This is a genomic window from Gardnerella sp. DNF01159 (genome assembly GCF_049244215.1).
In the GTDB taxonomy this organism is placed as follows: Bacteria; Actinomycetota; Actinomycetes; order Actinomycetales; family Bifidobacteriaceae; genus Bifidobacterium; species Bifidobacterium swidsinskii.
The window spans coordinates 971424-983608 of record NZ_CP058387.1; the positions used below are offsets into that span (position 1 = coordinate 971424).

Annotated in this window: 7 protein-coding genes and 1 tRNA gene; 4 read left to right on the forward strand and 4 right to left on the reverse strand. The window is 42.0% G+C overall.

What is annotated here, in order from left to right; genetic code table 11:
• Positions 1-248 precede the first annotated feature (248 nt).
• The 3 genes from HXT39_RS03820 (at position 249) to HXT39_RS03830 (ending at position 6076) form a co-directional block, all read left to right on the forward strand.
• Positions 249-2726 carry a phosphoketolase gene (locus HXT39_RS03820; RefSeq protein WP_004111342.1) on the forward strand — a complete coding sequence of 826 codons (2478 nt, stop codon included), beginning with the start codon at positions 249-251 and terminating at the stop codon, positions 2724-2726.
• A gap of 263 nt (positions 2727-2989) precedes the next feature.
• The gene (gene pta, locus HXT39_RS03825; RefSeq protein WP_004111340.1) at positions 2990-4696 is read left to right on the forward strand and encodes a phosphate acetyltransferase; all 1707 of its coding nucleotides are present in this window, start codon (positions 2990-2992) and stop codon (positions 4694-4696) included.
• Between the two features lie 150 nt (positions 4697-4846).
• Positions 4847-6076 (forward strand): acetate/propionate family kinase, encoded by a 1230-nt coding sequence (locus HXT39_RS03830; RefSeq protein ID WP_162863123.1) that lies wholly within the window; start codon positions 4847-4849, stop codon positions 6074-6076.
• Positions 6077-6156: 80 nt separating this feature from the next.
• On the opposite strand, the gene aroA is transcribed toward HXT39_RS03830, so the two are convergent.
• Positions 6157-7518, reverse strand: coding sequence for a 3-phosphoshikimate 1-carboxyvinyltransferase (gene aroA, locus HXT39_RS03835; RefSeq protein WP_103014043.1), 1362 nt, complete (start codon positions 7516-7518; stop codon positions 6157-6159).
• 82 nt (positions 7519-7600) lie between these two features.
• Positions 7601-7674: transfer RNA gene (locus HXT39_RS03840), tRNA-Pro, on the reverse strand.
• Positions 7675-7858: 184 nt separating this feature from the next.
• Between HXT39_RS03840 and HXT39_RS03845 the strand changes: the two genes are divergently transcribed.
• Entirely contained in the window at positions 7859-8962 is a 1104-nt protein-coding gene (locus tag HXT39_RS03845; protein WP_004111335.1) for a hypothetical protein, read from the forward strand.
• A 106-nt stretch (positions 8963-9068) separates the two neighbouring features.
• On the opposite strand, the gene glgX is transcribed toward HXT39_RS03845, so the two are convergent.
• Both glgX and HXT39_RS03855 read right to left on the reverse strand, forming a co-directional pair.
• Positions 9069-11198 carry a glycogen debranching protein GlgX gene (glgX, locus tag HXT39_RS03850; protein ID WP_103013980.1) on the reverse strand — a complete coding sequence of 710 codons (2130 nt, stop codon included), beginning with the start codon at positions 11196-11198 and terminating at the stop codon, positions 9069-9071.
• A gap of 81 nt (positions 11199-11279) precedes the next feature.
• The gene (locus HXT39_RS03855; RefSeq protein ID WP_103013979.1) at positions 11280-12164 is read right to left on the reverse strand and encodes a Nif3-like dinuclear metal center hexameric protein; all 885 of its coding nucleotides are present in this window, start codon (positions 12162-12164) and stop codon (positions 11280-11282) included.
• Positions 12165-12185: the final 21 nt, after the last annotated feature.

Sequence of the window (12185 nt, forward strand, 5' to 3'; positions counted from 1 at the left end):
TTAACTATAAAGTATAAAATGAACATTAAATATAACATAATCTATACAAATGGCTCATTTTTTACGCACATAATCACACATTTTTTCAACACAAATGCACGAAGAAGTAACCAAACGAACAAAAGTCAGACGCTGGCACTATACTGAAACGGATGGAAAAAGAGCTGTAATACATTTGTTTTCCAGTCTCTATAACCAAATGGTAATGATCAAATTGCACTGAAAAGTGCTTGAGTACAGGAGTACACATGACGAGTCCTGTTATTGGCACACCTTGGAAGAAGCTCAACGCTCCAGTTTCCGAGGCAGCTATCGAAGGCGTAGACAAGTACTGGCGCGTTGCCAACTATCTTGCAATTGGCCAAATTTATCTTCGCAGCAACCCTCTAATGAAGGAGCCGTTCACTCGCGAAGACGTTAAGCATCGTCTGGTGGGCCACTGGGGCACCACTCCAGGTCTTAACTTCCTTATTGGCCACATCAACCGTTTCATTGCTGACCACCAGCAGAATACCGTGATTATCATGGGTCCAGGCCACGGCGGCCCAGCTGGTACTGCTCAGTCCTACCTCGACGGTACTTACACTGAGTACTATCCAAAGATTACAAAGGACGAAGCTGGTTTGCAGAAGTTCTTCCGCCAGTTCTCTTACCCAGGCGGTATTCCTTCTCACTTCGCTCCTGAAACCCCAGGCTCCATCCACGAAGGTGGCGAGCTTGGTTATGCACTCTCCCACGCTTACGGCGCTGTTATGAACAACCCAAGCTTGTTCGTTCCAGCAATCGTTGGCGATGGTGAAGCTGAGACCGGTCCTTTGGCTACCGGTTGGCAGTCCAACAAGCTTGTGAACCCACGTACCGATGGTATCGTGCTTCCAATCTTGCACTTGAATGGCTATAAGATCGCTAACCCAACAATTCTTTCCCGTATTTCCGATGAGGAGCTTCATGAGTTCTTCCACGGCATGGGTTATGAACCATACGAGTTCGTTGCTGGCTTCGACGATGAGGATCATATGTCCATCCACCGTCGCTTTGCTGACATGTTCGAAACTATCTTCGATGAAATTTGCGATATTAAGGCTGAGGCTCAGACTAACGATGTAACTCGTCCTTACTACCCGATGATTATCTTCCGCACTCCAAAGGGTTGGACCTGCCCGAAGTTCATCGATGGCAAGAAGACCGAAGGTTCTTGGCGTGCACACCAGGTGCCACTGGCATCTGCTCGCGATACCGAAGCTCACTTCGAGGTTTTGAAGAACTGGATGAAGTCCTACAAGCCTGAAGAGCTCTTCGATGAAAAGGGCGCTGTGAAGGAAGACGTTCTTTCCTTCATGCCAAAGGGCGAACTCCGCATTGGTGAAAATCCAAACGCCAACGGTGGTCGTATTCGTGAAGATTTGAAGCTTCCAAAGCTTGAGGATTACGAAGTCAAGGAAGTTAAGGAATTCGGTCACGGCTGGGGTCAGCTCGAAGCTACCCGTCGTCTTGGCGTTTACACTCGTGACATCATCAAGAACAACCCAGATTCCTTCCGTATCTTCGGACCAGATGAGACTGCTTCCAACCGTTTGCAGGCTGCTTACGAAGTAACCAACAAGCAGTGGGATGCTGGCTATCTCTCCGGCTTAGTCGATGAGCACATGGCTGTTACCGGTCAGGTCACCGAGCAGCTTTCCGAGCATCAGATGGAAGGCTTCCTCGAAGGTTACTTGCTCACCGGTCGTCACGGCATCTGGAGCTCCTACGAGTCCTTCGTACACGTTATCGACTCCATGTTGAACCAGCACGCAAAGTGGCTTGAGGCTACCGTTCGTGAGATCCCATGGCGTAAGCCAATCTCCTCTGTGAACTTGTTGGTGTCCTCTCACGTATGGCGTCAGGATCACAACGGCTTCTCGCACCAGGATCCAGGCGTAACCTCCGTGCTCTTGAACAAGACCTTCAACAACGATCACGTAATCGGCATTTACTTCCCAGTAGATTCCAACATGTTGCTTGCTGTTGCTGAAAAGGCTTACAAGTCCACCAACATGATTAATGCTATCTTCGCTGGTAAGCAGCCAGCTGCTACTTGGTTGACTCTCGACGAAGCTCGCGAAGAGCTCGAGAAGGGTGCTGCTGAGTGGAAGTGGGCTTCCAACGCTAAGAACAATGACGAAGTTCAGGTTGTTCTCGCTGGTGTTGGCGATGTTCCACAGCAGGAATTGATGGCAGCTGCCGACAAGTTGAACAAGCTTGGCGTTAAGTTCAAGGTTGTTAACGTTGTTGACTTGCTCAAGTTGCAGTCCGCTAAGGAAAACAACGAAGCTTTGACTGACGAAGAGTTCACTGAGCTCTTCACTGCTGACAAGCCAGTCCTCTTCGCTTATCACTCCTATGCACATGACGTTCGCGGCTTGATTTATGATCGTCCAAACCACGATAACTTCAACGTTCATGGCTACAAGGAGCAGGGCTCCACCACAACGCCATACGATATGGTTCGTGTGAACGACATGGATCGTTACGAGCTTACCGCTGAAGCATTGCGCATGGTTGACGCCGCTAAGTATGCCGACGAAATCAAGAAGCTCGAGGACTTCCGCCTCGAAGCCTTCCAGTATGCAGTCGACAAGGGTCTTGATCACCCAGACTACACCGATTGGGTATGGCCAGGCGTTAAGACCGATAAGCCAGGCGCTGTCACCGCTACCGCTGCAACCGCAGGCGATAACGAGTAGTTTTAAGCTGATAAAGCTAAAATTGGTTAGCTAAAACATTTCGGGAGTCAATCGAAAGATTGGCTCCCGTTTTGTGTATTAAAACAAACAATGCAATAAAACTAGTTATATGCAAAATAAATTACATTTATAATTACTATTTTGTGCGTGTACAACATAGATAAGCCGTACAATAGAAAAAGTTTGTTTATATTGCAAAATGCAAAACTTACATTAACAATATAAACCTAGCAGTAACACGAAGTATCAAAGGAGAACGCATCGTGTCGCATATTAATGTAACAATTATCGGCAACGAAGATATGTACGGCAGAAATGCTGTTGCATTCGGAATAACACATATTCTGTCTAATAACTACAGCACTACTGTTTTTCGTCCATGCGCTCAACCAAATGACACTTTTACTAAACAACTTTTGGGTATCACAAATACTTCAACGAAATTAGAGCAAGTTATTGCAACAACTCCAGAAATAGTTAGAACAAATAAAGACACAGTGCGAGGAGATATCGTTGCGCGCTATAACGAATTGTTGCAATCCACCTCTGCTCAAGCTTCTATTATTGTTTCTAGTGACGCAAACCCAGCATATGATCCAGAACTGTTTTCTTTCGACGCAACTGTTGCAGCTGACTTGGCATCACCTGTTTTTCTCACAGTTTCAGCTCAAGGCAGAAACTCACAACAAATTTTACAAACTATAGATTCTGCAAATGCTTGCGTTCTTAAATCATGCACACAAGTTTTAGGAGTATTTGTTACAAACTGCGATCCAGAACTTGGAGCTGAGTTAATGCGTGACTATAGCTCTAGGAATTATGCAAACTCAAACGACGAAGCATCTCGAGTAAGCCAAACTCCATTATGGGTTTTGCCACCAATAGATGAAGAAACTAAGAATTCTTCATTAGAAACATTCGTAAATTGCGTTCGAGAAAATGATGTTCTTAATGCTCTTCACCAACCATTTAAAGTTCCAACTACACCTTATGCTTTCCAATACAGTTTATTAGGAAAAGCAAAAGAAAATAAGAAAACTATAGTTCTTCCAGAAGGAGAAGAAGATCGTATTCTTAAAGCAGCAAACTACTTGCTAGAACGTGATATTGTAAATCTAATTATCATTGGAGAACGCGAATCTATTCTTGCTCGAGCAGAAGAACTAAATCTCAATTCTCTTTGCAAGGCTAGTTTCCAATCTATGCACGATGAGGCAATGCTAAGCCATATGATTACAAAACTTTGCGAATTAAGAGCAAAGAAAGGAATGACAGAAAAGCAAGCGCGTGAACAATTAACAGATGCAAGCTACTTCGGCACCATGCTAGTAGTACTAGGTCAAGCAGACGGTCTTGTTTCTGGTTCAGTTAATTCAACCGCTAACACTGTACGTCCTGCTCTTCAAGTTATCAAAACTAAGCCTGGTTCTAAGCTGGTTTCTGGAGCATTTCTTATGTGCTTCAAAGATCACGTATCTGTATTTGCAGATTGTGCAATCAACCCAAATCCTAGTGCAGAACAGCTTGCTGATATTGCTATTCAGTCTGCACACACTGCTGAGACTTTCGGACTCAACCCTAAAGTTGGAATGCTATCCTATTCAACGCTTGGTTCAGGAAAAGGGCCAGATGTTGATACTGTAGAGGAAGCAACACGCATTGCGAAAGAAAAAGCACCTGATTTAGCAATTGTTGGATCTATACAGTTTGATGCAGCATGGTCTCCTACAGTTGCTGCAGCAAAAGCAAAAAATAATAGTATTGCTGGTCATGTGAATGTATTTGTATTCCCTGATTTATGCGCAGGAAATATCGCTTATAAAGCCGTGCAACGCTCTAGCGGAGCACTGGCTGTTGGTCCAATTTTGCAAGGATTAAATAAGCCTGTAAATGATTTGTCTAGAGGAGCTTTAGTACAAGATATTATTAATACCGTTGCTTTAACCGCGTTAGAAGCACAATCAGAATAAACATAATAAAGCTCCTAAAACAGCACCACAGTGCATACACGATTTTTAGGTATTGCATTGCACTCAATATCTTTAAGTTTGTAGGAACTTAACGCTAAACTAGAGCGTGGCAATTTATAAGCCTTATCAATACTTATGGAGGATGCCCACATGGCAAAAACCGTTCTTGTTATCAACTCTGGTTCCAGTTCGATTAAGTATCAACTCGTTGACTTGGAAAGCGGTGAAGGTATCGCTTCCGGCATCGTTGAGAAGATTGGCGAGCCAGTTGACGGACACTACAAGCACGTATTCAATAGCGAAAAGCATGAGTTCGATGAGCCAGTTCACGACCACGAGCAGGGCTTGAAGCGCGTACTTGGATTCTTCGAAGAATATGGTCCAAAGCTTTCAGAGTCTGGCATTGTTGCTGTCGGTCACCGCGTTGTTCAGGGTGGCTTAACATTCCCTAAGCCTGCATTAGTCAATGAAAAGACAATCAATAAGGTTAAGGATTTGGCAGTTTTGGCTCCACTTCACAACGGCCCAGAAGCTGTTGGCGCTGAAGTCATGACTGAACTTTTGCCAGATGTTCCGCAGATTATGGTATTCGATTCTTCCTTCTTCCATGCTTTGCCACAGGTTGCAGCAACTTATGCTTTGAATAAGGAAATTGCAGACCGCTATCATATTCGTCGTTATGGTGCTCACGGCACTTCTCACGAATACATTGGCTCTGTTGTTCCAAGCGTTGTAGGTAAGCCTGCAGAAGGTTTGAAGCAGATTGTTTTGCACATTGGTAACGGTGCTTCTGCTTCTGCTCAGATTTCTGGTAAGCCAGTTGAAACTTCTATGGGCTTAACTCCACTCGAAGGCTTAATGATGGGCGGTCGCACTGGCGATATTGACCCAGCTGTAGTGTTCCACCTTATTCGCAACGCTCACATGAACGTGGACGAACTTGACACTCTCTTCAACAAGCGTTCCGGCATGATGGGCATGACTGGTCACGGCGATTTGCGTGATATTCACAAGCTCATCGCAGAAGGCGATGAAAACGCTAAGCTCGCTCTCGGCGTATACGTGCACCGCATTGTTGGATACATTGGCAACTACACTGCTCAAATGGGCGGCGTTGACGTCATTACCTTCACAGCTGGTGTCGGCGAAAACGACGAAATCGTGCGCGCTCGCGTATGCGAAAAGCTTGAGCCATTCGGCGTTAAGCTCGATAAGGAAAAGAATTTGGTTCGTTCTAAGGAGCCACGCGTTATTTCCACTCCAGACAGCTCTGTGATTATTGCTGTAATTCCAACGAACGAAGAGTTGGCTATCGCACGCAAGGCTGCAGCTATTGCTGAAGCTGGCGAAGATAGCTACGGCAACAAGTTCAAGCACTAAATTGTTTGCGCTTAACTGCGTAGAACAAACAAATAAATAGATATAAATAATCCCGGGTCAAAAAGGCTCGGGATTATTTGTTATTCAAGCATTTTATGCCACATGCCTGGAAAATCAGGAATCGTTTTGCGAGTAGTAGAAATATTTTTGATTCTCATATTTTCTATGCGCAATCCAAGCATTGCAGCAAAAGTTGCCATTCTGTGATCCGCATAAGTTTCCATTACTTCCCCATGCATATGATTACTTGGCTCAATACGAATTCCATCTTCGAGCTCTTTAGCGCCAATCCCAACTCGATTCAATTCATTAACTAACGCTTGCAAACGATTCGTTTCATGCCCTCTCAAATGCGCGATACCATGAAGTTCACTTGGACCGTCCGCAAAAGCAAGAATAGCTGCAATACTAGGAGCAATCTCCCCTGCTGCACTCAAATCAAGATATGGAATTGCTTTAATCGCACTATCGCTTTCCACATGCATTATTCCAGCATCATCACCTGTTTTTTCAAAATTAACTTTTGCACACATTTTTTCTAATATTCCAGGAAGCAATCCTCCAGGTTGAGTTGAAGAAAACGGCCAATTAGGTATACTGACACTTCCTCCAGCAATCAATGATGCTCCTAAAAATGGCGCAGCATTAGAAAGATCAGGCTCTATAGTAACAACGTTAGCTAGATTTATTTTACTCTCTTTAACATGCCACATTGCGTTGCTAGTCATATTTACAGACCCACCCGCTTTGCAAATATCGTCCATAGTCATGCGAATATGTGGCATACTTGGCAATGTGTCACCAATATGTTTAAGCTCTAATCCACCAGGAATACGTGAACCAATCAGAAGCAGCGCAGAAATAAATTGTGATGATGAAGAAGAATCAATTTGCACGATTTTTTCAGAAAAATTATTTATTTTAAATTCGACTGAAGGTGGCGTAATAGTAAAAGGTAAAAAACCCTCTTCTTCGTGATATTTTACGCGAGCACCAAGCTGCTCTAAACCGTCAAGAACTGGCTTCATAGGACGAGCATAAGCTTGCTTATCGCCATCAAATCGCACAGCTTTATTTGCAAATAAAGCTAAAGCTGCAACGAAACGCATTACAGTTCCAGCTAAACCGCAATACACTTCAGCATTATCTGGAACCCTAAAAACTCCGTCTTCTGGAGGAATTACACGAAGCTTAGTTCCATCTTCATTTAATGACTCACATCTAACGCCAAATGTAGATAAAGCGTTAATCATAAGATCCGTGTCGCGCGAGCGCAATAATCCTTGTAAAACTACTGATTTTGTGCCCAAAGCTGCCAAAATTAAATAACGATTCGACAAAGATTTACTGCCAGGAACCTCAATATAAGCTTTTAATTGATGATTAGCATACGGTGCTTTCCAAGGAGTAGTGCAATCTGCAATATCGTTAATATCACTCATACTATGAATACTATCGATTAACATGTACTGCTAAATAAGAATAAAAAAGCAAAAATACGCATATTTCATTAGATATAAAAAGTCGGGGTGACAGGATTCGAACCTGCGACATCCTGCTCCCAAAGCAGGCGCGCTACCAAACTGCGCTACACCCCGAGACTTTTGAACTGATTACCAGTTCCAAGCACAATCAATTACAATAGCGCACTTTGCAGACAAATGCAAATTACGACACACGTATTATGAAAATTTTTTCTTCATTACAAAATTCAACTAGCAAAACTCATTACTAGCTACCAAACGATACAATAGAATTAGTTTGAAGAAAAAGGGGCTAAGTATGGGACGCTTCCAGCGAACAGAGGCAATGGGCTTAATATCATTCATAGTTTGCGCAGCTTGTGGAATGATTATTATGAGAATGTATATGGTAACAATGCCAGCGTTTTGGCAAATTAGTCAGCGACTATTCCTTACAGCTTCAACTATTGTGTCTTTGTGCAGCGTAGGCGCTTTTATTGTTGGATACTTGCGTACAAATAAAAAAGTTATCAGCCATCACTTAATTCGAGTAGCTAAGCATGCGTTTGAAATAACAGCACTTTCTACGATTTACGGCGCGACAATGTTTCTTATGTCTTTTGCTTTGCTATCTATTATTAATAGTATTATTGGCAGAGCAGCAATGAACAGTTATTTACCAGTATTATGCTCAGCATTATCTGGAATTGTTGGATACGCAACTCTTATTCAAGCTGAACTTCTCGAAGCTAAAACAGTGGCTTCTCTCCTGCCATTATTCGTTATTTCTGGAGCTGCAACTGCAGGTCTTACGACAGATGATCCGTACTGGTATAACAATAATTTCTCTCAACTTGGAGACCGCACAACATTTGCAGCTAGTATGTTTAATGCAACACTTGTTTTGTCAGGAATTTGCATTATCATAACGAGCTACTTTGCTATTACTGAATTCGTTGCAACGCAGCATGAAATGCTGCAACACAATAGCCAAAAACTAATTAAACACTTCAAGATGCGCACAACTGTTATGGCAGCTTTGCTGATTCTTGGAGGAATATCGTTTATTGGAATAGGAACTTTTAGATACACACCACATCCTTTCTTACATGATTTGTGTGCTCGAGGAGTAACAGGATTAATTTGCACAATGCTTGTATGTCTTCCATGGCTTGCGCCTAAGCTTTCTCGCACATTCTATATTGCTTCCGATTTAGCGGTTATTCTTACTGCGTGGGCAGGAAATCAGTGGATACATGGAAATAATACTCTTACAAATGTTGAAGCATTATCGTGTCTGCTATTTCTTGGATGGATTATTGTATTTTCACGACAAGTTGCGGCTATGCAAAGCGATCGTCTTCAATCAAAAATAAATCAAGCTTTAGTATTAAATAGAAGCTCAAAAGCACAAATAGAATAAGAACAAAAGATAAATTAAACTAACAAAAGCAGCGTAGAAACTTAAATTTCTGCGCTGCTTTTAGTTTTTACAAGTCACGAAATTCTTTACAAATAAAGCATAATATTTAATGTTCTGGTTTATGCTCACTCATAAGAAGCAAGAAACTACGAGATTGTGCAACAATATTAAATCCTGCCTCATATAACAATTCTGGACCCTTTGGATTATATGTGTCCACAATCAACTTCCACTTCTCACCATAACGTTTATCTGGCAAAGTAAAAGTAATAGGTTCATAATGCGCATTAAAAATAAGAATAAAGTCATTATCAACCATTCTCGTTCCATACCAGTCAGTTTCTGGAATATCCGAACCATTCAAATAAATCATCACAGATAAAGCATGAGTATTTGACCAGTCCTCCATATCCATAACAGTACCGTTATGATCAAGCCATTCAACTTGTGGAATATCGCTTACATCATCTCCAGCAGAACGACCCGTAAAGAAACGACGACGATGCAACACAGGGTGCTTTAATCGCAAGTGAATAAGCTTGGAAACGAAATCGAACATATCTCGTTGAGTTTCGTTATAATCCCAGCTTATCCACGAAATAGCGTTATCTTGACAATAAGCATTGTTATTGCCCTTCTGCGTACGCATGACTTCATCACCAGCGCATATCATAGGAATACCCTGGCTCACCAAAAGAGTTGAGAACAAATTACGTATTTGACGTTCACGCAATTCATTAACATCGTGAATATTAGTAGGTCCTTCAACACCGCAATTCCACGAACGATTGTCGTTCGCACCATCGCAATTGCCTTCCTTATTAGCTTCATTATGCTTTTCGTTATAGCTAACTAAATCGTTCATAGTGAAGCCATCGTGAGCTGTAATAAAGTTCACGGAAGCTACAGGCTTTCGTCCATTTTGCTCATATAAATCTGAGCTACCCATAAGTCTACTGGCAAATTCAGGTAATGTAGATGGTTGTGAACGCCAAAAGTCGCGGACACAATCGCGATATCTTCCATTCCATTCGGACCAACTTGGAGGGAATCCACCAACTTGATATCCACCAACACCAATATCCCAAGGCTCAGCGATAAGTTTTACACTTGAAATAATAGGATCCTGCTCAATAATGTCAAAGAATGCAGAAAGTTTATCTACTTCTTGGAACTGACGCGCAAGAGTTGCTGCTAAATCGAAACGGAAGCCATCAACATGCATTTCAGTTACCCAATAACGCAAACTATCTGTGATTAACCGCAATGCTTTTGGAGAACGCATAAGTAAGGAATTACCAGTACCGGTAGTATCAAAATAATGACGCTGGTCATTATCTACAAGGCGATAATATGCGCGATTATCAATACCACGGAAACTCAAAGTAGGACCACGGTCATTGCCTTCAGCAGTGTGATTGTAAACCACGTCTAGAATAACTTCCATACCTGCAGCATGATATGCCTTAACCATTGATTTAAATTCGTTAACCTGCTCTCCGCGCTGACCAGAACTGGAGTAAGAATTTTGAGGAGCGAAGAAACCAATAGTATTGTATCCCCAGTAGTTACTTAATCCTTTATTTTGCAAGAAAGAATCATTTACAAACTGATGAATAGGCATCAATTCTATTGCAGTAACACCAAGCTTCCTTAAATAAGAAATAACGCTTGGATGTGCAAGTCCAGCATAAGTGCCTCTAATATCTGGAGGAACACGTTTATCAAGATTAGTCATTCCACGAACATGAGCTTCGTAAATAACAGAATCATGATACGGAATCATAGGATGCTGATCATTACCCCAATCAAAATACGGGTTAATAACTGCAGCCTTCATCGTATGGTCTGCAGAATCCAAAGTATTCATTGCTGAAATATCATCTGGATTATCAAACCAATACGAGAAAAGACTCTCATCACCGTCTATATTTCCTTCAATCGCCTTGGCATATGGGTCAAGCAACAACTTATGAGGATTACACCATAAACCATGAGAAGGATCATAAGGTCCGTGAACACGATAACCATAACGCTGACCAGGCTGTATGCCTGAAACATAGTTATGCCACACGTATGAGTTCTGCTCAGTCATATCAATACGTGTTTCGTTATCATGCTCATCAAATAAACATAATTCAACGCGCTTTGCAACTTCGGAAAACAGCGCAAAATTCACGCCAGCGCCATCATAGTTTGCGCCAAGCGGATACATGGAACCTGGTCGTATATGCATAATATAAGTATCTCATATATTCGAGTAGTTTTCACGTCATGTTGACGTTATTTAAAAAAAGATTGAATTTAAATGAAAGCCTCAATTAATAACGTAATTCCATGGATCGCAAGCTTCACCTAACCAAGCAACTTCTGGACGCTCTCCATACATTTCTTCTATGCAATCAGCAATATCATTAATCGCATAAGTAAACCACAATGATTCAATAGCACTATGAGAAGTGTTAATAATCATAGGATATGTGTGTTGAATGTAATCTTCACCAGAAGAAAGACGCAGTTTCGATTCATATTTAGCTCGCTCAATTGCATCAAGTGCAGGATGATGACGCAAATCGCTTGTAACATATACGTCAACTTTTTCCCTGCGAACTTCATCTAACAAGCTTTCCCCAGAACCAGGCAAAACAGCTACTGTACTAACTTTCGCATCAAGATTTCCAGCAACTTGAACACCAACTTTTGTATGAGGAAGAACGTTAAAAACATTTTGCGCAAAATCACGCAATGATATTGGCACATCCAAAACACCAATTCTGCCTAAGCCAATGTTACGTCCAGCAGAATCAATCTGTTTAGAAACAACAATTGGACGCAAATTATGAAGACCAAAATACTCTGCCGCAGCATGAGCAACTCCGCGCCACGCGACATCCGCATTAGTGTGACCAACCCATAGCGCACAATTATTACTAATTAAGCGTTGCACAATTTCGCCACGAACAGTTTCGTTTGAAACTCCATGCACAGCTTTGAAAAATAGCGGATGATGAGTCACTAATAGGTTTGCACCCATTGATAACGCTCGATCAACTGCGCTAATCGTAGGATCACTAACACATACGATTCGCTGAATTTGGGAATTCAAGTCTCCAACAATAAGACCAGGCTCATCCCACTCTTCAGCAAAGCTTAATGGGTACAATGTTTCTATAGCTTCAATTACTTTGCTTAATCTAATCATTTCTTCTACCTTTAAGCAGTG

Coding starts and splice junctions, on each gene's coding strand:
- glgX (WP_103013980.1), bottom strand. CDS start 11,198: ATGCATATACGACCAGGTTCCATGTATCCGCTTGGCGCAAACTATGAT.
- HXT39_RS03830 (WP_162863123.1), top strand. CDS start 4,847: ATGGCAAAAACCGTTCTTGTTATCAACTCTGGTTCCAGTTCGATTAAG.
- HXT39_RS03845 (WP_004111335.1), top strand. CDS start 7,859: ATGGGACGCTTCCAGCGAACAGAGGCAATGGGCTTAATATCATTCATA.
- aroA (WP_103014043.1), bottom strand. CDS start 7,518: ATGAGTGATATTAACGATATTGCAGATTGCACTACTCCTTGGAAAGCA.
- HXT39_RS03855 (WP_103013979.1), bottom strand. CDS start 12,164: ATGATTAGATTAAGCAAAGTAATTGAAGCTATAGAAACATTGTACCCA.
- HXT39_RS03820 (WP_004111342.1), top strand. CDS start 249: ATGACGAGTCCTGTTATTGGCACACCTTGGAAGAAGCTCAACGCTCCA.